Raw genomic sequence first — 22876 nt, 5'->3', positions numbered from 1 at the left:
ATCCTCGCTCCTATCAGTGCTGATCGTTTTATGCCCACCACATCTCGGTGATCTTCTCTTTAAACATGGCGCCTTTTAACAGGGAGATTGCTTTGCTTAAGCCTTCATCTGTGGAGGCGAGCATATCTTCATGCTCAATCGAAACGACATAATCATATCCGACTGCCCTCAAGGTGCTGATAATATCCTTCCAGTATTTTTCGTCCGAGCCGTAGCCTACCGACCTGAACGTCCAGGAACGGTCCAGAACTTGGCTGTAATGCTTCGTATCCAGGACGCCGTTCTTGCTGATATTGGCTTTGTCCAAATACGTATCCTTTGCATGGAAGTGGAAGATCGCATTTTGGCGGCCAAGATTTTTAATCGCTTCAACAGGATCTATGCCCTGCCACACCAAATGGCTTGGATCAAAATTGGCCCCGATGTTTTCGCCGGCATGCTCTCTCAGCTTCAGCAAGGTTTCCGGGTTGTAGACGACAAAGCCCGGGTGCATCTCAAACGCAATCTGGCTGACTCCGTGCTGCTTGGCAAATTTTGCTTCCTCCTTCCAATATGGAATGACCACTTCATTCCACTGCCAGTTCAAGACATCTGCATATTCAGGTGGCCATGAACATGTGATCCAATTTGGATTTTTTGCTTCATGATGATCGCCGGGGCAGCCGCTGAACCCATTAACGACTGGAACCCCGAGGCGTTCTGCCAGCAGAACCGTTTTCCGCCAAACCTGATGAGATTCGCTGGCAAATTTTTTATTCGGATGAAGCGAATTCCCGTGACAGCTAAACCCGCTGATACTCAATCCCCTGCTTTCAATTGCCTTGAGAAAATCCCTTGCTTTCTCGGGAGAATCCAGCAATACATCCGGGTTACAATGGTGGTTTCCGGGATAGTTGCCTGTCCCCAGTTCCACTGCTTCTACTCCCATTTCAGCCAGCTTATCGAGCATCGCCTCGAAAGGGAGGTTTTGATAAAGGACCGTGAACACACCCAACTTCATGCATGTACCTCCTTACTTGCCTGGACCTTGACCCACTTCTGCCTGTTATGGCTTTCAAGGATGGCATCGGTAATGCACATGGACAGATGCCCGTCTTCAAAGGTCGCGAAATTGGGCTTGTCATCCTTGAGGTTTTTGCCATCGCGGATAAAGGAATAAAAATTCAGCATCATATTCTTCAATGCATCCGGCCACCCTTCATTATGCCCGCCTGGATGATGGATGGCAGACCTTGCTTCCGGAGAAAACAAGGATGGATCGGCCAACAGCACTTCATTGGCTTTATCACGGTGTCCAATCCACAACTTCTCAGGCTCCTCCTGGTTCCAGAACACAGAGCTTTTGCTGCCATTGATTTCGAAACTCAACTTGTTTTTGCGTCCGGCACTCACCTGGGAGACGGTAAATACTCCCCTTGATCCGTCATCAAAGCGGACAAGAACGGATGCATAGTCTTCTGTATTGATTGGAATATCCTCATACTCTTGTTCAGCATCATCTTGAGAACTAAATGTAGAAGTGGCATTCATAGCTTTTTTTCTTACAGGTAACACGGTTGCCAGGTCGGAAAACACTTCCACAATCTTTTTTCCTGTTACAAATTGAACGGTATCGCACCAGTGTGAGCCTATATCGGCGACGGCACGTGACTTTCCGCCAACCTCCGGGGCCAGGCGCCAGTTAAAATCGGTCTCATACAATAACCAATCCTGGAGGTAACTGCCGTGTACAAGGTTCACCTTCCCGAGACCGCCAGTCCCGATCATCGCATGGAGGTTTTGGATGCTCGCATGCTGCCGGTAGTTAAAATTGACTGCATGGACGATTTCCTGCTTTCGGGCTAAGGCAAGCAGTTCCTGTGATTCTTCCTTATCCATCGCGAGCGGTTTTTCGGAAATCACATGCTTTCCGGCCAAAATAATTTCTTTATTAATCTCAAAATGCAGGTGATTCGGCGTACAATTGTGTATCACCTGGATCTCTGAGTCCTGAAGCATGTCGCGGTAATCGCCAAATGCCTTCGGGATTCCAAGTTCAGCCGCTTTTTTATCAGCAGCCTCCTGGCTTGATTCTGCCAAGCCTGCTACTTCGACAAAGCCAAGCCTTCTGATTGCTTCAATATGAGTCGGTCCGATAAAGCCTGTACCGATGATTCCCACTTTGATCTTTTCCACCTTTTCTCCTCCTGTCTATAACTCCCATCGTGTGAAAGGGGTAGTTTAGGTTATCGCTTCATTGCTTTCTTCCCGAATGCCACTGCGAGAATGATGATGATGCCCTTAATGATCATTTGCTGGCTGACATCAAGTCCCATGATGATCAACCCATTGTTGATCGTTCCAATCATCAGGGAACCGACAATGGTTCCGATGATGGTTCCAACACCGCCGAATAGGCTCGTGCCTCCCAGGATTACTGCCGCAATAACCGACAGCTCATCTCCTTCTCCGAACGAGAATCGTCCGGAATTCATGCGGCCGGCATAGAGAAGGCCCGCCAATCCTGCCATCATCCCTGTTCCCAGGAAAACATACAGCTTTATTTTCATCGTTTTGACTCCTGAGAATCTTGCAGCGCTTTCATTTCCTCCTGTCGCAAGAACTTGGCGGCCGAAGGAAGTTTTGCGAAGCAGCACATGGGCAATCACGGTAAAGATAACCGTCCAAAGAAGCAAAACCGGAATCGGTCCGATGTCCCCTGAACCAAAAATGAAATTGAAATTCGCGTCCACGATCGGCACTGGAGCCGTTGCCGTTACCCACATGGCCAATCCCTTGATTGCACCCATCGTTCCGAGTGTCACCAGGAAGGATGGAATCGCTATTTTTGTCACAAGCAGCCCGTTGATCAATCCAACCAGAAGTCCTGTACCCACACCGCCAATGAGTCCGCCAATAATGCCATACCCAGCCTGCAGAGCCAGGGCGCCTACAAGGGAGGAAAGGGCGGCGATCGAACCAACCGACAGGTCAATTTCCCCTGTGCTGATCACAAATGTCATCGCCAGAGCCATCAACGAAATGGTGGCTGTTTGCCGGACGATGTTCAATAAGTTTCCGGAGGTTAAAAAGCCTTCATCAAATAAACTGATAGAGAAATAGATAAATACTCCCACGAAGGCGAAATATACGATATAATTGCGCCATTCAAACCCTTTGAAAACCGGGACTGCGGGCTTTTGCACACTAGAAACCTTGGATTGCATATTGTAGTTCCTCCTCTGTTTTAATCTCCCTGCGCTGCATTTCCTTTTTGATGCTGCCATCATGCATGACGATTACACGATCACTAAGCGCAAGCAGCTCCGGCAGTTCCGATGAAACAACCAATACCGCTTTTCCGCTTTCAGCCATCGCACGAATGATTTCGACAATTTCTGTTTTTGCCCCTATATCGACGCCGATCGTTGGCTCATCGAGCATCAGCACCGTTGGGTCATTGGCCAGCCATTTGGCCAGGACGATTTTTTGCTGGTTCCCGCCTGACAACAGCCTTGCCTGTTTAAAAATATTGTCGGTTTTGATGTTCAGCTTTTGCACCAGCTCTTTGCTGACCTCATTCGCTTTTTTATTATCAGTAAAAGTCCCTTTTTTCAGCTTTGATAGAATTGGAAGTATGAGGTTATCCTTCACACTGTGCTCCAAGACCAGCCCTTGCATGCGGCGGTCCTCCGGAATCAGCGCAAGACCTGCGTCGATCGCATTCCTGGGCTCCTTGATTTTTTTCTGCTGTCCGTTCACGAGGATTTCGCCGCTGTCAATGTGGTCAATCCCAAAAAGGCTCCGAAGCAATTCGGTCCTGCCGCTTCCCATCAGTCCGGCTATGCCGACAATTTCGCCCGGCTGGATGGTCAAATTAATATTCCGGACTTTTCCAGCGTTCAGGTTTTTCACCTCAAAAATTGGCGGTACATCTGTTGCGTATGGACGCTCCTTCCATTCGAACGCCTGGTCAAATTCCATTCCGACAATATGCTGGATGACCTTATCAAGATCTGTATCACTGCAGGTTTCTGTCGTTATATACCGCCCATCGCGCAAAATCGTGATTCTGTCACATATTTCAAATATTTCATCCATCCTGTGAGAGATATAAATGATGGAGTAACCTTTTGCTTTCAATTTGTTGATAAAACTAAACAGGACTTCTGTTTCCGTCTTGGTTAAGGAAGAAGTTGGTTCATCCATAATCAGGATTTTCGCTTTCTGTGAAAGTGCCTTGGCGATTTCGGTCATCTGCCAATAGCCGACTCCCAGATTTTGCACAATATCATCAGGTTTGATGTCTACGCCTAATTCTTCCAGCAGTTTTTCGGTTTTCTTCTCGCAATCCTGGTCATCTAGCAAGCCGATGGATGTTTTCTTTTCACGGGTGAGATAGATGTTTTGCGCTACCGTGAGAGTTGGGATTAAACTGAATTCCTGGAATATCATCGAGATATTGTTTTGCTGGGCTTCTTCATAGTTTCTGATATTTACTGGTTTTCCTTCGATCAAAATGTCGCCGCTGTCCGCGGTATAAACGCCGGTAAGAATTTTCATCAGCGTCGATTTTCCTGCGCCATTCCCGCCCATCAGCGCGTGAACCTCACCTTTTTTCACAGAGAAATCAACGTTGTCCAACACGGTAATTCCGTTAAATGCCTTGGATATTTTTTTCATTTCCAGGATAGGCTGTTCCATTACATTCACCTTCTTTTTTTCTTATTAGGCTGTACTGATTGCTTTGATTCTCCCTATTGCCTCTCGGGTTGTAATGGTTTACATTCCGTGAGAAAAATTTTTTCCCAGCCTTGCTGAGGATTCTCTTTCAATCAATGTATCTTCCAAAATGATCTGTTCCTGCATCACTTCTTCTTTATTGATCAGTTTCATTAAGAGCTCCATTGCGGTTTCCCCAATTTTGAAAGCAGGCTGGGCAATGGTGGTCAGGCTTGGCTCAAAAATAGCTGAGAACTTTAAATCATCAAAGCCGATCACTGACACATCTTCGGGAACATTTAGCCCCTTTGATTTGATTGCTTTAATCGCCCCGATGGCCATCTCATCATTGGCAGCAAAAACTGCAGTTGGAAGCTTATTCAGGGCAAAGAACTTCATCATGAGGTTAAAGCCGCTTTCAAATGTAAAATTGCCCTCCTGGACCAAAACAGGTTCCACAGTGATACTGTTCCTGGCCATTGCCTGATAAAATCCCTTAAGGCGGTCCTTGCTCAAAACCACATCCAGGGGACCGCTTATACAGCCTATCCGCTGGTGGCCCAGACCAATTAAATATTCGGTTGCTCTTCGGGCGCCGCTGATATTATCAATGGATACGGTAGGAAGGCTAGACCCTTCAATATATTCACAGGCAAGGACTACCGGGAATTCCCGCGCAATTTCTTCCACAGCACGAGGCTCCATTCTTGCGGTTAACAGCACCATCCCGTCTGCTTTTTTCTGCTGCAGGATGTTCAGATAACTGCTCTCACGATCCACATCATTACCGGTATCTCCCAGAAGAACCTGGTATCCCTTCGCAACAGCCACAGACTCGATTCCCCTTAAAACTTTAGAAAAAAAGGGATTTGTTATGTCAGGCACCACGACAAGGATTGTTTTGGTTTCAAGCCTTCTCAGCTGGCGCGCCAATACATTGGGCTGGTAATTCAATACTTCAATCGCCTTTAACACTTTTTGTGCTGTTTTTTCTGCTACCGCTTCTGGCCTGCTCAGCACCCTTGAAACCGTGGCAGTCGAAACATTGGCCTTCTTTGCTACGTCCACAATCCCAACCATCTCTATTTTCTTTTCCTTTCCTGTTGCTATAACCGAAGTGTAATCGTTTACAAAGTTGTTGTAAAACCGCTTTCAGACATAGATATCGACCATTTGAACGCGCTCCTATTCCATTCGGTCCGGCCTGCATTCCTATTAAACAAAAAAATCACTTTTTTCAAAAATAATAAAAATCCAGTAATTTTACATTACTGGATGGATTCTTACTATAAAGATTTGGATTTCTGTAATTCTGGTAACTTGTGCTTCGATACTCTTGCTGTCTCACTGTAATTTTTAAAGTGGGCTTTATAGCTTTGTCCATATGCTTCAATTCGAACCAGGTACTGCAGGTTGATGATATAAGAGCGGTGGGAGGCCACAAAACGGGAGTCGAGGAGCTCCTCAAGGTTAGTTAACGCTTCATTAAGTTCTATTCTTTTATCGGTTGTGTGAATGACCGACTTTCGGTCTGCTCTTTCAATAAAAATAATATCGTCCATTGAAATAAAGGAATAGTTGTTATATTGCTTGATCATCAAATCTTTTGTAACCACTGGAGCGGGTGCAGCCGAAGTGTTTTGCCGGGCGAGGGCTGCTGCGCGTCCTAAAGCGGTATAAAGCCTTTCCCTTTGGATTGGTTTCAGGATGTAATCGATTGCATTTACTCCAAAAGCCTCCAGGGCAAATTCATCATGACCAGTAATGAATACGACCTGGATGGAAGGGTGAATGATTTTACAAGACTTCACCGCCTCCATGCCATTCAATAGCGGCATATTAATATCAACCAATGCGATATCTGGCTTTTCGCTCATTACTTTATGGATCAGTTCCTCCCCGGTTTTCGCTTCCCCGACAACCTGAAACTCGGCAAGATGCTTAATCATGTGCTTCAATATTTTCCTCGAAGCCGCATCGTCTTCTGCAATAAGCACTTTCATCCCAATCCCCCAATTCCATCTGTTTATTGTCTTGCACTTTGAATGATATAAGGAGCATCCTGGTTATAAACGAGCTTCCAGGCTTCAAGCAGGTTTTCTCTCTTTACTTTAAGCGCAGGCACCGCTACATAAGGAGGTGTAGATTTATCAAGCACGGCATAACCTGCCAGGATGGCTTCAGCCACTCCCTGTTGATAGGGAAGCTGGGCACCTGCTCCTTTAATAAGACCATCTTGTGCTATTTCCAGCGCCACATTGATTCCCAGGTCGATTGTTGTAATGACCAAATCATGTTTTTCAGCTTCCCTTGCCGCGGCAAGTGCTCCCTCGGCAGGAACGTCCCAAACGACAAACAAGCCGTCCAGGGCAGGATGCTCCGCCAGGATCTCCCGTGCGGCTTTTTCTCCCTCATGCGGACCGCGGATTCCGCGCCGGACAATGATTTTGACCTCTGGATACTGTGTGTTTATCGTTTCCTCAAAGGCTTCCATTCTTTGAGCAGTTGCAAAAAAGTCCGCTTCATGATAAATCGCCCCTATTTTGCCTTTTCCTCCCAATTTTTCAGCCATGATATGGGCAGCCTCTGCACCATTGCCATAATTATCGGCAGATACGACACTGACATAATCCCTTCCATGACGGAACCCCATTGGGATATTTTCCATAAATACCAGCCTGACGCCAGCTTGAACTGCTTTTTGATAAATGTCCGCTGTTTTTACCGGATCAACCGGAATACTTACGAGAATATCCGGCTTAAGGGCCAACAGGGCTTCGATATCTTCCACTTGTTTTTTCCAGTTAAAATGAGCATTTTTCACAGCGACAACTTCAATTCCCATTTTTTCAAAGGTGGACTTGACCCCTTCCAACTGTGACCTGGACCAATCGCTTACAGCGTAATGCATGGAAATAACAGCCTTGGGTTTTTTCTCCTTGATTCTTTTCACTTCCTCAAAGGTCAATTGAAGTGTCTTTGCTGAGACGGCCTGCTCTCCATATGGTCCCGTACTCAGAATTTTATGGGTGGGGATGTTTTGAATAAACGTATTATTGAGTGTCTCCCGGATCGTGGCGATGAACTCTTTTACATGAATGGGTTTTGTTACATAGTTATCGAACCCTAATCCAAGCGTTCTTCGGATATCCGCTGGCATCGCATTTGCGCTCACCGCGATTATAGCACTGTTCTTCGTTTTATCATCCTTTTTCAAAGCGGTAAACACTTCATACCCACTCATATCGGGAAGGCTGAGATCGAGCAGGATTAAATCAGCTTCGTCTGCAGCAGCCAGGTCCAAGCCATCTTTACCGGTTCTCGCGGATAAAAGAGTAAATTCTGGTTCGGTTTTTAAGATATTCTTGACCAGCTGCTGATTTGCTTCATTGTCTTCAATGTACAATAAACGATAATGGTCTGCCTTATGCTCATTTGCCGGTGGCAGGTTTGCCTGTGGAATCCAGCGAATGGCTGCCTTGGATTCCCTAGAAAGAGGCAGGCTGAAAAAGAAGTCGCTTCCCTTCCCTTTCTCGCTCCTAACACCAATTGTGCCGTCCATTAGCTGAACGAGCTGTTTTACCAGTGACAAGCCAATTCCTGTTCCTTCTTCATCGGTGCCTTCTATTCGGTAAAAGGGAACCCATACTTTGGCATACTCCTCTTCAGAAAGACCTGTCCCAGTATCGGCAACATGGATAAATTGTGCGTTTTCTTCCAATCGGGAGTAAACAGTTACATGGCCAAATTCATGATTATATTTTATGGCATTTTCGAGAAGGTTCAGCAATACTTGCTTCAACCGGGTGTGATCGGCAAGGACCTTGGTGTTTTTATATTCATCCAGGTTCTGATGGATTGTTATGTTGTTCCTTTTGGCCAGCGGCTGGATGATATTAATGGATTCTTGTAAAACCGCGGAAAGATGAACTTCTTCGACTGTGACTTTTAGCTTGCCGCTTTCAATTCTCGAGAGATCCAAAATGTCATTGATTAAATCTAGTAAATGATTTCCTCCATTTAGAATTTCTTGAACGAAATCACGCTGTTCGAAATTCAAGGATTGGTCCATTTCCAGCAGCTGGGCAAAGCCAAGTATCCCGTTCAGGGGGGTACGGAGTTCGTGGCTCATTTTCGAGAGAAATTCCGACTTGGCTGCGTTCGCTTTTTCAGCCTCTTCCTTCGCTTGGGTCAAGGCAGCTTCTTGTTCTTTCCTGGCGGTAATGTCTATGCATGTTCCCACCACTTCAGTTATTTTCTCGCCTTGTGAAATGGGCCTTAAATAAGTGATATACTGGATGCCCCTATACTCTCCTTCATATTCAACATACTGGCCTTCCCAGGCTTGCATATAGTACCTTTCCAGCAGGCTGAAAGTGTCATAATCATCATGATGCAATTCTTTTAGAGTTTTCCCAATCACTTCATCCGGAGAAAAGCCCAGCTTATAGAGCAAATCTCCTTCATAAAAAGTATGCAGGAACTCATTCCCCGTCCATACATATTTAAAAATCATGCCGGTATCATGGAAGCCTGATTGTGAAATATACTTTGAACCCTTCATTCATTCCGCTCCTTACAGCTTAGCTGTATAATACTAGTTTGTAATCGCTTTATTCCATCTTTTTTATATTATTATAGGCATGATTACAAACATAGTCTAATGCAGTTTTTGGTGTTTAAACTATATATCGAAGTGGACACCGTCCAAATACATACGCCTTTTGGTTTTTTTGGGATTGTTGATTTCATTGTGGAAATACAAATGGGATTCCTTGAGGAAATTCAATTTATATGTTGTCGAACTAGTTCATAAATCGGATGTTCAAGTAGTGATTAAATAATTTTTGTATTATTAATAGGTATGTGCCTTTGATCACGCGGTTGTAGGAGAAAAAAATTTACATTAATTCCTATACAAAAAAATTCTAAAACGGTTAATACCTTGCGCTTCCTTATTGGTTTTTGTCGATGTGTATCCCCACATTGTACATTCACCACCTAGATAGTTGCCATGCCTGGCAAACAAGAAAAAAAGGAGCTTTATATTGCTCCTTATCGATTTTTCAGTATATGTTTAAGGTATTCCATTTCACTTTCCTGCTTAATAGAACGAGCTGCTAAAGTATTAAGGACCCTTTGTTGGTCTTCTAATATGTCTTCAAGTTCACCTCTCCTTACATCTATACGTTTCTCATTGTGTTCAGAATAAAAGGCGAGACAGTTAGATAGAGTATCTTAATACCCGAAATATCTTTTTTAAGTTCTTGCTGTCCTTCTTTGATTTCTCTCAATTTATGGACAATTAATTTCAAAGTTTCTTCCAAGTTTCGCTTACCTCCGATTTTTACTGTATTATAATGCGATTTCGGATCTTGCTTTAATCCTCTCTTGTCTTTACGTTGTACTAAACTATTCACAGTTGTTGCCACATAAATCCGGTATACTTAACGTGAATTCGCCCAAAAGGTTGATACGGAATGACACTAATTAGGAAATACGAGTACGTTATATTCAACGGCAGTCTCTACAGTGTTCTGCATAAGTACAATTCGGGTTTCTGGGAAATTAAAAAGGAAAATGAGATATATAAGGTGGAGCTGGTTCATCACTCCGAGGTTCAAACCGTTTCCCCAGCCCCTTTCCAGAAGTAAGCCATTACTGTTACGGGTTATTACAGGTAGCAGCTAATTGAAAGTGCCTATAGCACTAAACGCTTATTTCTCAGGTTAAGACCTTTCCAACGCTTTCACTTTATCAGTAATATCGTTATCTTCATTGATTCTCACGCTTATTAAGGAGTCAAAATGAACTTGATGCTTGATTTGTTGCAGCCATTCATAAGCAATACTTTCAGGCGCCCTTCCCCGAAGCGGAAATGTTCCGCTTTGCATTACGGTTCCCGCAGGGGAGTAGTATCGGATTGTGATTGTTACGTGCATATTAACCACCTTTTACACAGTGTTTTTTCGGGTACTCAATTGTTTTAGTTCATCTCCAAAAATGCTATGAAATATCAACTGTTTTACACCCTTTGCCTCCCAACATCCTTATAGTGGTATCAAAACTTAAAAGGTATTTAGTGCGGGAAATCTTCTGTTCTATAGAATGTATTGACAACAAAAGCCACAGTTCTGTGGCTTAAAGATGCTCTCCTCAATTATTGAACTATCATCTGTTGATACTTTTTTCAAGATGGGCCATCCTCATATTTAGTGCCTCAAATCCGTCAATCACATGTTCAATGATGTTTTCCGCGTACTCGGTCACATGTGCATTAATGGTTTTTCCATCATTAACTGGTTCGCTTTTATATCTTAAATCATATAATTTAACTTAGTATCCAGACTATCTGGATTCTTCCCCAAGCTCTCCAGCATCATGTTCAATTTCCTCAGTTCAGCAAATATGTTTTCGTTCACTTTGTTTTGATCCGCCTTTCTGGGCTCATTAACTACTCTCTTCACATTCAATTTTAATAAATCCTTATCCGCAGCTTGAATAAACAAAAATTCGATGCCGTATACTGTGAGCAGGGAAGGAAAAGTTGCTGCTTTTCCTCCGACAATAATCACAAGGAGTTGAAGCTGTGTCTCGCTTTGGGTCTTTGGTTCGAAACCTGCGTGAACAAAGAGGGTACACTCTCAATGAATTTGCTCGCAAGATTGGTGTATCCCCAGGATATCTTAGCAACCTGGAAACAGGGAAAACACATAACATTAAGTTGAAAATTCTGGAGACCCTTCAAGAGGAATTAGGCATCCACCCTCTCCAATCCGATGAACAACGATTGGAGCAAAGAATGCAACGAATCTCCCTTTTATTCCAAGAGTGTATGGAAAACAACCCCTCCTTTGCGGAGCATTTTTTAACCCAATTGGAACAAAGCTTGGAGCTTCTTAAAGAAGCATAAGCCTTGTTCCTTTTTAATTTGCTCCATTTTGGACAAGTTATTCATTAACGTGAAAGAATGTTTATAATTGTGGACAAGTGTTAGAAAGAGTTCTATGCCTAATCCAAAAATCGTGAATACCTCCATAAGGAGAATACTCTGGTGAGAAAAATCGGGGCATCTAGGCAGGTATTTGATTAACTGACTAATGGACTGCCATTCACGGGCGGCTTGAAATTGATGCCCAAGTTTTTCAACGAATTATACAGGCTATTTGGAGTGCAATGGGTTAACTCGAGGATTGTGATCGATATTCACTTGTGCTGCGTAAATAATTAATGAACGATCCTTAAAGGAAATGAGAACCTTTGGAACTGGACAAGCTATTATTACCTCGGTATTCATAGTTTAATATTCAATGTTAAACATTAAATCTATAATGTTTAACAGCCAAATTACCCACCAACCGAGAAATTTTAACAGCATATACCCTTGAACCGATATCGCTTCTTGTCGGAGTTTCAATTCTTTTGCTAAAAAAACGGGAGAGACCATATATACTGTCGTCTAGGCCTAAATCCACACGGCTGAAGGTAAGGCTCGGGATATTACCTCGAAATAATAAGGTTTATAATTCCTCCGACGGCATAAGTATTTGAACTCCTGAAAACGTTAACCCTCTACATCAAACCTTTGTTAAAATTTTGATTCCTGCTGTATCAGTTTTTATACCCCTACACCCATTCAATTTCTATTGTGACATGCAAAGCTTCTCTTCTAGTGTTATGGTCTGCTGTCGAATTAGTAGAAAAGAAGATTTTCTTTATAAAGGTTTTAAGGAAAGTATTACAATCTTCAGGTTGAAGTTGGTCAATTCTGCTTAAGGTTTCTAGACAGTTTACTATCCGCTTTTGTTCTTCCTCTGTATTATTTAGATTTTCTAATTGAATATTGATTAAATCCATTTGCTGAATAAAATTTTTTATCTTGTTATCATTCTCTTTACTTAATTCAAGGAATTCAGCTTTTGTAATTTCCCCATCCATTCTCATGATTTTTAGATTCTTTTGCCTATTGTCCAGCTTCCCCATTTGCTTAATAAGTGATTCCTTTTGGGTGGAAAGTTTATGTTGTTCATTAGAGGTGTCCAGATTTTTCAATTTTTCTAATGCGACCTCAAAATCGGGTTTCTTTTGTTTTACTTTTTGTAAAACAAATTCTTCAACCGGTAAGTATTTATGGCCCCTGTCCTTACATGTATTATTACTTATTTTATAAGAACAAGACTTGATGAAGTCTGTTTCACCATCTGTTTGGATATATCTTTTTCTTCCGCAGCAACTACAGTAAAGAAGGTTTTGAAGTCTCCTAGTTGCCTTTTTCTTATTAAAATAACTACCGCTTTTGTTTTCTGCTAATATCTTTTGAACTTCCAAGAAAGTTTGTTTGCTCACGATTGGTAGATGTGCATCCTCAACAAATACCTCATCAACCACTCTGCCGTTCACTCTTCTACAAGCTTGAACCACTCCATAATAAACAACATTTTTACGGATACTGGAGATGTGAGAGGTTGTGAGGATTTTTCCGCTTCTGCTTCTCCACCCATATGTATCTAACTCTTTTGCAATTTCATTGGCACTAACTCTCTCTATGGTTCTTTGAAATATGTGTCTAATGATTTTTGCCTCATCTTCTACAATGACTAATCTTTGGTTTTCACCCTTTTTATAACCGAGTGGGGCTTTGTTGCTCATTACCCATTTCCCTTGTTCTGCTGCAGCTAATCTGCCTCTTCCCAGCCGTTTACGTATTTGTTTGTACTCGAAGTTCGCCATCATTGCTTGAAACGAAAAAAGCATCTCATTGCTTTCCTGCGTTAGGTCAATCGCACCCTGAGGAGTTAAAATCTTGATATCATGAGCGATCAACATCGTTTTGATTTGCTCAGCATACGCGTTGTCACGTGAAATCCGATCTATATCCATAACAAGGAGATAATCATATTCCACTAATTTGTTTAATAAAAGATTCAATTGCGGTCTAACATTATTCACTCCACTGGATATTTCCTGATAAACGTCATACGTTAATTTGTTTTGAGTGGCTAGTTTTATTAAAGCACTCCGATGATTTCCTAAAATTTCATCAATGTTCAATTGCTCCTCATTTCTAGATAGTCGTAAATAAATTGCAGCGAGGGCCATACCTCAATCACTCCTATGTTTACAAAATTCATTAAGAACCCGTAAAAATAGAAAATTAACATTTGTTACCTTTCCAACCGTTCCATAGATTGTGATCACGACTGTATCACCGATTTTATATTTCGGTTCCTTCTTTTTTTCCATTTCCTCCATCCTCTCAATGATGCGTCGTGAATTTATTACCACATTATATGCGCCAAAAAGAGAAATCGCCACGCACCCCATAAAGAAAAGGTAATTGTGGGCAAAGGATGAATAATCAAGCTAGAAGCCGATAAATGAGTTTTAAAAAGCATAAAAAAAGGGATAGAATCACTCTATCCCTCAGACTGCAGGTACAAATCCCATGCTTCATCAAAAATTGCCATGCTCTCGAGATACTGGCCATGAAACTCCAGATAGGAGCTTATTTCATGATAATTATCCGAATGCTTCGGAAAGCCGTGGTCCTCATAGGCACTGTTTGCGAAATTGCTGATGGCATCCTTTGGCTTGGGATGCCTGTATTTCATCAGGAAATGATAAAAACTCTTGTACATATCAAACGCCTTCCTAAACAAAATCTTTGCTTTTTACTATATACGAAATTTGCGAAACAGTACAAGGCTTTAATCAAGTTTTCTTTACCTCGAGGCGAACTCCGGTCTTCGTTTCTCCAAAAAGGCCGAGGTCCCCTCCTTCTTATCTTCTGTCGTAAACAAAACTGCCTGTGCCAGCTTTTCAATGATCAGCCCTGTTTTTTGATCGGTCTCGAAGCCAGCATGTACAGACAATTTTGCTAATCTCACCGCAAGCGGACCTTTTGCCAAAATTTTTGCCGCAATCTCTTCAGCCATTGCCTGTAGCTCTTCAGGAGGCACGACTTCCGATACAAGCCCGATCCGGTGTGCTTCCTCGCCGCTGATCATTTTGCCTGTCAGGATCATATCTAGCGCCACTCCCTTCCCAACCATCCGGGCAAGCCTCTGGGTCCCGCCTGCAGATGGGATAATCGAAAGGTTTAATTCAGGAAGACCGAACTTCGCGTTAGTAGACGCTATCCGGATATCACAGGAAAGCGCCAGCTCACATCCACCGCCAAGCGCAAAACCGTTTACCATTGCAATAGTGGGTTTTTCATATATTTCAATTAAATCGTAAATTTCCTGCATCCCATTTGGCCTGAAGACATCCAAAGCAGTCTTTTCTTTCAGCTGTCCAATATCCGCGCCTGCGGCGAAAGACTTTTCACCTTTTCCAGTAAAAATAATGCAGCCAACGCTGTCGTCCGCTTTCAGTATTTCGAGTGCTGAAGCGATTTCCTGGAGAGTCTCTGTGTTCAAGGCGTTTCGCAGCTCCGGCCGGTTGATTGTTATGTAGCACAGTTGTCCTTTTGGAGTGATTTCTATATTTTTGAACGCATGCATTGCACTTCCTCCTCATCTTCTTGTTTTTCAAGGTCAAGCATTGCACTTGACTCTATTCCTCTTCCTTACTATTCGGACGCATTTTCGATTAAAATGGCCATTCCCTGTCCCCCACCCACACAGAGAGTCGCTATGCCGTAACGTTGTTTTCTGCGGATAAGTTCGTATAACAGCGTAGTGACAATACGAGCTCCTGTGGCTCCAACCGGATGTCCAAGTGCAATGGCGCCGCCATTTACATTTACTTTTTCCTGGTTTAGACCCAGTTCTCTAATGACCGCCAGTGCCTGGGAAGCAAAGGCTTCATTCAGTTCAAACAGGTCAATCTCTTCGATTGTTTTTCCTGTCCGTTCAAGAAGCTTCTTCACCGCTGGAACTGGACCAATGCCCATTATTTCCGGGGATACACCTACAGCAGCCCAATCTACTATTCTGGCAAGCGGGGTAAGATTTTGTTCCTTCGCATTCGACTCTGACATCAAGACAAGCACTGAAGCACCGTCGTTGCGTCCGCATGCATTTCCTGCAGTCACAGTGCCTTCCTTGCGGAAAACAGGTTTTAATTTCGCCAATTTTTCAAGTGTGGTATCTGGCCGTGGATGTTCATCGGTTTCAATCAGTGTTGAGCCTTTTTTGCCAGTTATTTCTACAGGAATAATCTCCTCCTTGAATTTCCCCTCTTCTATGGCGATTCCTGCTCTTCTCTGGCTTTCAATCGCGAACGCATCCTGATCTTCCCTTGATATCTGGTATTTTTCAGCGACGTTTTCTGCGGTAATTCCCATCCCTAGATTATCACCATATATTTCCTTCGGCTGCTGTCCGGCTTCTGTGTTGGAATCAACCAAATGGGCACGGTCCCCTCCGAAACGTGAGCCTCTCAAATAAACCGGAGAACAGCTCATGCTTTCTGTTCCGCCAGCTACGACAATATCGGCCTGACCTGATTGGATCTGTTGAACACCAGAGGCAATCGCCTGCATTCCGGATGCGCAAAGGCGATTAATCGTGAAAGCAGGTGCCGTTTCAGGTACTCCAGCTCTTAGGGCTGCTACCCTCGCAACGTTCGAAGATTCCGTTGACTGCCTCACTTCTCCCAATATGACCTCATCAACCTGATCTGCTTCAATGTTTGCCCGTTTTATCGCCTCTTTAATGACATGGCTTGCCAAATGGCCAGAATTTAATTCCTTTAACCCGCCGCCATAACGACCGATTGGTGTCCGGACAGCACTGACTATGACAATGTTTTCTTTTGCCGACATAATTTTATCTCCCCTCCGCCTTAAGTTCACTCATTCTATTAATCTAGCTTGTATTCTTTTTTCAATTGTCCTGCAATGATGTTCTTCTGGATTTCAGAAGTCCCCTCGTAGATTCGGGTAATCCGGGCATCACGGAAGAAGCGCTCAATCGGATAATCGGCAATATAGCCAATTCCGCCGTGGACCTGAATGGCCTTGTCAGCAACCCGGTTATACACTTCTGAACCAAAGAGTTTCAGCATTGCCGCTTCTTTAATCACCTTCATGCCTTCATCGACCATCCATGCTACCCTGTATGTAAAAGAACGGAGCGCTTCAATTTCCATTGCCATTTCAGATAACATGTGGGCCACAGCCTGGTGTTCGATAATCGGAACATTGAATTGCACCCTTTGATTGGCATAAGTAGCCGACATATCAAGAAGCTTTTGGCACGACCCCAAATTCCGGGCTGCCAAACCTGCACGCCCATTTGCCAATATTTTCAAGGCGTTGACGTATCCCTGTCCTTCTACACCAAGCACATTCTCCACAGGTACTTCACAATCTTCCATAATCACTTCTGCGGAGTGCGAGCCTCTTAACCCCATTTTTTTCTCTACAGCCCCTACCTGAAAGCCAGAGAATTCCTTTTCCACAATAAAAGATGTAATTCCTTTAGCGCCTTTTGAGGGGTCGGTCACAGCCATTACTGTAAAAACATCCGCTTCGGTTGCATTGGTTATATAATGTTTCGTTCCATTAAGGATATATTTGTCTCCCTTTTTTACAGCGGTTGTTTTCAGGTTCGTGGCATTGGATCCGGCAGATGGTTCAGTCAGGGCAAATGCTCCTATTTTTTCGCCTGCAGCCATATCCGGCAGGTATTTTCTTTTTTGGGCTTCATTGCCCATATCGACAATGCCGACTGTTCCAATGCCAGTATGGGCGCCAATCAAGGTCGTATAGCCATTATGAGTTGCACCAATTTCCTCATAAAGGGCACATTTCCCTACCATGCCAATCCCAAGGCCGCCAAACTCCTCTGGAATACTAAGTCCGAACAGCCCCATTTCCTTTGAAAACTCAATAATCCTTTCTGGAATCTTATTTTCTTCTTCTATCTGCATTGCCACAGCTTCCACTTCGCTCTGGACAAAATCCCGGACGTTTTTCTTTAAAAATTGAATGTCTTCATCCAAACGAAAATCCATTTGTATCCCCCCCGCTAATTGTAGTTGTAAAATCCGCTGCCGGATTTCTTGCCAAGACGGCCCGCTTTTACATACTTTACGAGTATCGGGCACGGCCGATACTTTTCTCCCAGCGTTTTGTACAGGTATTCCATATTGCGGAGCCTTGTATCGAGACCGACCAGATCGGCAAGTTCCAGAGGTCCCATCGGGTGGTTTAAGCCCAGCTTGATCGCCTTATCGATATCTTCGATGCTGCCTACACCTTCCATGACCATATTCATCGCTTCATTGCCAATCAGGCAGTTCATCCTGCTGACAGCAAAGCCCGGAAATTCATTGATTTTAACGCATTCTTTTCCCATAGCCTTGCCAAATTCAAAGCTTTTACGGATGGTTTCCTCTGAAGTTTCCAAGCCGCAGATCACTTCAATTAATTTCATCTTTGGAACCGGATTGAAAAAGTGCAAAGCAATACAGCGTTCAGGCCTGCTCGTTTGTGCGGCAATTTCAGTTGGGCTCATTGTTGATGTGTTTGTAGCCAGTATCGCTGTGGATGGTGCAAACTGATCGAGCTGTTTAAAAATATCCATCTTCAGCTCCATCACTTCAAGGACTGCTTCAATAACTAACTCGGCTTCGGCCACCGTTTCTTGAATGCTGGTGGAATACGAGATCCTGCCTTTGGCAGCTTCCGCTTCCTCTGCCGTTACCAGCCCTTTTTCAATGGAACGTTCCAGTTGTTTGTTAATATAGGATCGGCAAGTTTCCAACGATTCCTCTGAGATATCCTGGACAGCAGTTAAAAAACCGGCTGTTGCACAGGAGTAGACAATCCCCCGCCCCATAGTTCCAGCGCCTATCACGGAGATTCTTTCCATTTTCATTCCCCCTCTCGGCTCCATATCGAACCGGGAATTAGCCCCCGCGCCAGCGGGGAGCTTTTTCCGGTTTATCTAGGCCTTTATCAGCAGGTTTTTAAACTCTTCAGCAAGCATAGGCACGACTTCAAATAAATCGCCAACAATGCCGTAATCCGCCACTTTGAAGATGTTTGCTTCAGGATCTTTATTTATCGCAACGATTACCTTTGAATTGGACATTCCGGCCAAATGCTGGATGGCGCCCGAAATGCCGCAGGCAATATATAAATCAGGGGTAACAACTTTCCCCGTTTGGCCAATTTGAAGCGAATAATCGCAATATTCTGCATCACAGGCTCCGCGGGAGGCACCGACTGCTCCGCCAAGCACATCAGCAAGTTCTTGCAGCGGACTGAAGCCATCTGCACTTTTAACCCCACGTCCCCCGGCAACAATGATTTTTGCTTCGGATAAATCCACGCCCTGGGTTGCTTTTTTGGCTACTTCGCGGACAATGGTCCGAAGGTCTTTAATCTCGGCAGACAACGCCGTTACCTCACCTGCACGGGAAGTTTCTTTTTCAAGTGGTGCAATATTATTAGGGCGAATTGTCGCAAAAACAATTCCGTCACTCACTATTTTCTTTTCAAACGCCTTGCCCGAGTATATAGGTCTCGTAAACACAACATTTCCGCCGGCAATTTCCACATCAACTGCATCTGAAATCAATCCGCAGCCAAGCCTGCTCGCAATTTTTGGAGCAAGATCTTTTCCAAGGGCCGTGTGACCGAACACGATGGCTTCAGGCTTTTCCTGCTCAACAACGCTTAAGAATGCTTGTGAAAATCCATCAGGAGTATATTGTGCCAGCTTTTCATCCTCGACCGTGACCACCCTGTCTGCACCATAATGAATCATATCCTGTGCCAGCGTTCCGAGAGAAGCTCCGACCAGTACAGCAAGGATTTCTCCGCCTTCCGCTATCGTCCTGGCCGCTGCCAGCCCTTCAAAAGAAACATTCCGCAGCGATCCATCACGAATTTCTCCAAGTACAGCTACTTTTTTAGTCATGATATTTCCTCCTTTATATCACTTTCGCTTCTTTATGGAGCAGGCTGACCAGTTCCTTCACTTTTTCCGAAATTTCACCTTCAAGCACTCTGCCTGCTTCCTTTGTTGGCGGCAAGAAGATTTCAATTACTTTTGTCTTGGCTTCAACCTCATCTTCATCCAGGTCCAGGTCATCAAGTTCCAGCTCTTCCAGCGGTTTTTTCTTCGCTTTCATGATTCCCGGCAATGATGGATAGCGTGGTTCGTTTAAGCCTTGCTGAGCTGTTATCAATAAAGGAAGAGATGTTTCAATTACTTCAGAATCTCCCTCCACATCACGTACCACTGATACTTTATCACCTTCGATTTCAAGCTTTGTAATTGTGGTTACATAAGGAATATCCAAAAGATCGGCCACACGTGGACCTACCTGCCCGCTGCCGCAGTCAATCGCCACGTTTCCGGCCAATATAATATCCGCTTCTTTATCCTTCAGGTATTCCGCCAGGATTTTTGAGGTGGTATGCTGGTCCCCATATTCAATATCGTCTTCGGTATTGATTAGAACCGCTTTATCGGCTCCCATAGCCAATGCTGTGCGAAGCTGTTTTTCACCATCTTCACCGCCAACGGATACAACCGTTACTTCGCCACCATGACTCTCACGCAGCTGGATGGCTTCCTCGACGGCATATTCGTCATATGGATTAATAATGAATTCGGCACCATCTTCGTTAATAGCACCGTTTGCGATTGTAATTTTTTCCTCAGTATCAAATGTTCTTTTTAACAGCACGAATATATTCATGGATATCCCTCCTTATACTTTTGCCGGGGCAGATTCATAGGTATAGAATCCTTTTCCTGTCTTTCGTCCCAGCTCCCCTTTTTCATATTTTTCCTGAACAATGTTTGACGGGCGGTCCCTCTCGTCGCCGCTTTCCTGATACCGCTGCATTCGGACCAGATAATTGACATCAATTCCTGTTAAATCCATCAAGGCAAAAGGACCGATTGGGTGGTTCAATGCTTTTTTACAAACGACATCAATATCCTCATGACTTGCAATGCCATTTTCGAGCAGATAGACCGCTTCATCCATCAGCTTGCCAAGAATTCGATTCGCTACAAAACCTGAAATTTCTTTGTTTAACAGAACTGGATATTTATTGATTGATTCTATGAAACTCATGGCCAGTTCTGCTGTCTCCCTGGAAGTATGGGGTCCTCTCACAACTTCGACCAGCTCCATTACAAGTGCCGGATTAAAGAAGTGGACGTTGCATACCTTATCCGGCCGGGTTGTTGCATCTGCCAGCTTCGAACTGACAATGGTTGAACTGTTTGTTGCCAAAATCGCATGCCTAGGCGTGACCTCATCAAGTTTCGAGAATAGCTCTCTCTTAATCTCCACTTTTTCAATGATTGCTTCGATGACGAAATCAATATCTTTTAATTCATCCAATGAGGTGGTGAATACAATCCTGCTAAAAGCTGCCTGTACTTCGTCCTCGGTAAGCCGCCCTTTTTGCACCCTTCTTTCCATTTGCTCCTTAAGGATGCCCCTGCCTTTTTCAAGTCTTTCCTTGCTTACATCCTGAAGGACTACTTGGTACTGTGCCAGCGCACATACCATTGCAATCTGGGCTCCCATTGTTCCGGCACCAATTACGGCTACGTTCTTAATTTTGTCAACCGGCATTATGTTCCTCCCCTTTCTCCAGTTCTTCTTTTACCAGAAGCCTTTTCAACAGCTTGCCGACAGTATTCCTCGGAAGCTTCTCCCTGACTTCAATCACCTTTGGAACTTTATATGGAGTAAGCTTGGAGTAGCAATATCCTTTCAGTTCCTCAAGGTCAATCTCCACCCCATCTTTTGGTACAATGTAAGCCTTGACAAGCTCTCCATGTTCTTCATGGGGAATGCCAACCACTGCCGCTTCCTTAATATCGGGATATTCATATAAAACACCTTCAATTTCCTGTGGATAGATATTAAATCCGCCGACAATGATCATTTCTTTTTTACGGCCCACAATGTAAAAATAGCCATCCTCATCCATCATCGCGAGGTCACCGGTATGAAGCCAGCCATTCTGAAGGGTGGAGGCGGTTTCCTCCTGGTTGGCCCAGTATCCTTTCATTATCTGCGGCCCTCTTAACAGCAACTCACCCACACATTTGGGACCCAGTTCATTGCCGTTGTTATCAATAATCATGCAGTCGGTTTTTGGCATTGGAATCCCGATGCTCCCCACTTTCCTGATTCCAAAGGGCGGATTCCGATGAGTTGAAGGTGATGCCTCAGACAGGCCAAATCCCTCTCCAATCACAGCTCCAGTTAGCTTTTCGAACCGCTTTATCACTTCGACGGGAAGCGGTGCAGATCCTGATGAGCATGTCTTTAAACAGTCCAGATTATATTTGTCAATATCGGGATGATTGACAAACGAAATATACATCCTTGGTACGCCCGGAAAAAAAGTCGGCCGATATTTTTTTATCTTTTCCAGTACATCCTGAACCTCGAATTTCCGGAATAAAAGCAGCGTTGCGCCAATATAGATTCCAAGATTCATAGCGCTCGTCATGGCATAGACATGGTACAAAGGAGTGGCAGTCAACACGGTTTCCTCACCCTTGACCATTTGATCCCCATACATGGAATAGCTTTGGATAACATTGGCCACCAGGTTGTAATGAGTAAGCATGGCCCCTTTCATCTTTCCTGTTGTCCCGCCGGTATATTGGATTACAGCAATATCTTCATGCACATTTACTTTTGCAGGCGACTCCAGCGGCGCGGAAAATAGGATCAGTTCATCAATGCTTTTAAACTCTGTCTCTCCCCAGGTCTCTGTTTGAGAACCGATTATATAGTTGAAGGAATATAGATGGTTCACTTCCTGAATGGTCGTTTTGGCCAAAGGATCACCCACGATGGAGGAAACCTTTGCATCATTGATGATTTGCAGCAGCTCACGCGGTGTATACATAGGATTGATCTGTACAATGGTTACTCCGAGCGCCTGAGCTGCATAATAGCAAATTACATAATCAGGGTGGTTGGCGAGCATCAGGCCAAGACGTTCCCCTTTCTCAAACCCCATTTCACGCCAAGCCCCAGCCAGCCGGTCCACCTGATCCTTCAGTTGTCGATAAGTGATTTTCTCATCTTCAAATATGATTGCGACATGGTCGCCATAATCCGAAACAGTTTGTTCAAACATTGAATACAACGGGAGTTCCGGAATTTCGAGATCTGCAATCTGATTGTAATATTTGAACCATGGCCGGTTAGTTAAGTTTTTCAATCCTCT

The 22876-nt window shown here is 44.0% G+C and carries 20 protein-coding genes; 1 reads left to right on the top strand and 19 read right to left on the bottom strand.

What is annotated here, in order from left to right:
* Nucleotides 1-28: 28 nt before the first annotated feature.
* The 9 genes from WQ57_RS14810 to WQ57_RS14765 form a co-directional block, all read right to left on the bottom strand.
* Nucleotides 29-1000: a sugar phosphate isomerase/epimerase family protein gene (locus tag WQ57_RS14810; RefSeq protein WP_046524564.1), complete on the bottom strand. Its 972-nt coding sequence runs from the start codon at nucleotides 998-1000 to the stop codon at nucleotides 29-31.
* Nucleotides 997-2175 (bottom strand): Gfo/Idh/MocA family protein, encoded by a 1179-nt coding sequence (locus WQ57_RS14805; protein ID WP_046524563.1) that lies wholly within the window; start codon nucleotides 2173-2175, stop codon nucleotides 997-999. Before WQ57_RS14805 ends, WQ57_RS14810 begins: the two co-directional genes overlap by 4 nt.
* Before the next feature lie 50 nt (nucleotides 2176-2225).
* Complete coding sequence (locus WQ57_RS14800) at nucleotides 2226-3206, bottom strand: ABC transporter permease (RefSeq protein WP_046524562.1); 981 nt, start codon at nucleotides 3204-3206, stop codon at nucleotides 2226-2228.
* On the bottom strand, nucleotides 3187-4683 hold the full coding sequence (locus WQ57_RS14795) for a sugar ABC transporter ATP-binding protein (protein WP_156183154.1): 1497 nt from the start codon (nucleotides 4681-4683) through the stop codon (nucleotides 3187-3189). The genes WQ57_RS14800 and WQ57_RS14795 overlap by 20 nt, the downstream gene beginning before the upstream one ends.
* Before the next feature lie 78 nt (nucleotides 4684-4761).
* Nucleotides 4762-5781: a LacI family DNA-binding transcriptional regulator gene (locus tag WQ57_RS14790; protein ID WP_046524560.1), complete on the bottom strand. Its 1020-nt coding sequence runs from the start codon at nucleotides 5779-5781 to the stop codon at nucleotides 4762-4764.
* Nucleotides 5782-5987: 206 nt separating this feature from the next.
* Nucleotides 5988-6704 carry a LytR/AlgR family response regulator transcription factor gene (locus WQ57_RS14785; RefSeq protein WP_046524559.1) on the bottom strand — a complete coding sequence of 239 codons (717 nt, stop codon included), beginning with the start codon at nucleotides 6702-6704 and terminating at the stop codon, nucleotides 5988-5990.
* A 23-nt stretch (nucleotides 6705-6727) separates the two neighbouring features.
* Nucleotides 6728-9265: a substrate-binding domain-containing protein gene (locus tag WQ57_RS14780; protein WP_046524558.1), complete on the bottom strand. Its 2538-nt coding sequence runs from the start codon at nucleotides 9263-9265 to the stop codon at nucleotides 6728-6730.
* Nucleotides 9266-10430: 1165 nt separating this feature from the next.
* Complete coding sequence (locus WQ57_RS14770; protein WP_046524556.1) at nucleotides 10431-10643, bottom strand: hypothetical protein; 213 nt, start codon at nucleotides 10641-10643, stop codon at nucleotides 10431-10433.
* A gap of 375 nt (nucleotides 10644-11018) precedes the next feature.
* Complete coding sequence (locus tag WQ57_RS14765; protein ID WP_046524555.1) at nucleotides 11019-11276, bottom strand: hypothetical protein; 258 nt, start codon at nucleotides 11274-11276, stop codon at nucleotides 11019-11021.
* A gap of 14 nt (nucleotides 11277-11290) precedes the next feature.
* On the opposite strand from WQ57_RS14765, the gene WQ57_RS27510 reads away from it, so the two are divergent.
* A complete protein-coding gene (locus WQ57_RS27510; protein ID WP_046524554.1) occupies nucleotides 11291-11614 on the top strand; it encodes a helix-turn-helix domain-containing protein in 324 nt (107 codons plus the stop codon).
* 713 nt (nucleotides 11615-12327) lie between these two features.
* Here WQ57_RS27510 and WQ57_RS14755 read toward each other — a convergent pair.
* The 10 genes from WQ57_RS14755 to WQ57_RS14710 form a co-directional block, all read right to left on the bottom strand.
* A complete protein-coding gene (locus WQ57_RS14755) occupies nucleotides 12328-13800 on the bottom strand; it encodes a recombinase family protein (protein WP_046524553.1) in 1473 nt (490 codons plus the stop codon).
* Nucleotides 13801-14117: 317 nt separating this feature from the next.
* Entirely contained in the window at nucleotides 14118-14339 is a 222-nt protein-coding gene (locus WQ57_RS14750; protein WP_046524552.1) for a YozE family protein, read from the bottom strand.
* Between the two features lie 84 nt (nucleotides 14340-14423).
* A complete protein-coding gene (locus WQ57_RS14745) occupies nucleotides 14424-15206 on the bottom strand; it encodes an enoyl-CoA hydratase/isomerase family protein (protein ID WP_046524551.1) in 783 nt (260 codons plus the stop codon).
* A 68-nt stretch (nucleotides 15207-15274) separates the two neighbouring features.
* A complete protein-coding gene (locus tag WQ57_RS14740; protein ID WP_046524550.1) occupies nucleotides 15275-16471 on the bottom strand; it encodes a thiolase family protein in 1197 nt (398 codons plus the stop codon).
* Between the two features lie 38 nt (nucleotides 16472-16509).
* Nucleotides 16510-17664 (bottom strand): acyl-CoA dehydrogenase family protein, encoded by a 1155-nt coding sequence (locus WQ57_RS14735; RefSeq protein ID WP_046524549.1) that lies wholly within the window; start codon nucleotides 17662-17664, stop codon nucleotides 16510-16512.
* A gap of 14 nt (nucleotides 17665-17678) precedes the next feature.
* The gene (locus WQ57_RS14730; RefSeq protein WP_046524548.1) at nucleotides 17679-18524 is read right to left on the bottom strand and encodes a 3-hydroxyacyl-CoA dehydrogenase family protein; all 846 of its coding nucleotides are present in this window, start codon (nucleotides 18522-18524) and stop codon (nucleotides 17679-17681) included.
* A 75-nt stretch (nucleotides 18525-18599) separates the two neighbouring features.
* Complete coding sequence (locus WQ57_RS14725) at nucleotides 18600-19577, bottom strand: electron transfer flavoprotein subunit alpha/FixB family protein (RefSeq protein ID WP_046524547.1); 978 nt, start codon at nucleotides 19575-19577, stop codon at nucleotides 18600-18602.
* A 13-nt stretch (nucleotides 19578-19590) separates the two neighbouring features.
* Nucleotides 19591-20364, bottom strand: coding sequence for an electron transfer flavoprotein subunit beta/FixA family protein (locus tag WQ57_RS14720; RefSeq protein WP_046524546.1), 774 nt, complete (start codon nucleotides 20362-20364; stop codon nucleotides 19591-19593).
* Nucleotides 20365-20376: 12 nt separating this feature from the next.
* Nucleotides 20377-21258 (bottom strand): 3-hydroxyacyl-CoA dehydrogenase family protein, encoded by an 882-nt coding sequence (locus tag WQ57_RS14715; RefSeq protein WP_046524545.1) that lies wholly within the window; start codon nucleotides 21256-21258, stop codon nucleotides 20377-20379.
* Nucleotides 21248-22870, bottom strand: coding sequence for a long-chain-fatty-acid--CoA ligase (locus tag WQ57_RS14710; protein WP_046524544.1), 1623 nt, complete (start codon nucleotides 22868-22870; stop codon nucleotides 21248-21250). Before WQ57_RS14710 ends, WQ57_RS14715 begins: the two co-directional genes overlap by 11 nt.
* Between the last annotated feature and the right edge of the window lie 6 nt (nucleotides 22871-22876).

It is taken from the genome of Mesobacillus campisalis, from assembly GCF_000986785.1.
Taxonomy (GTDB): Bacteria; Bacillota; Bacilli; order Bacillales; family Cytobacillaceae; genus Mesobacillus_B; species Mesobacillus_B campisalis.
Note: the sequence above shows the minus strand (reverse complement) of the source record. Positions and strands in the feature narration are given on the sequence as shown.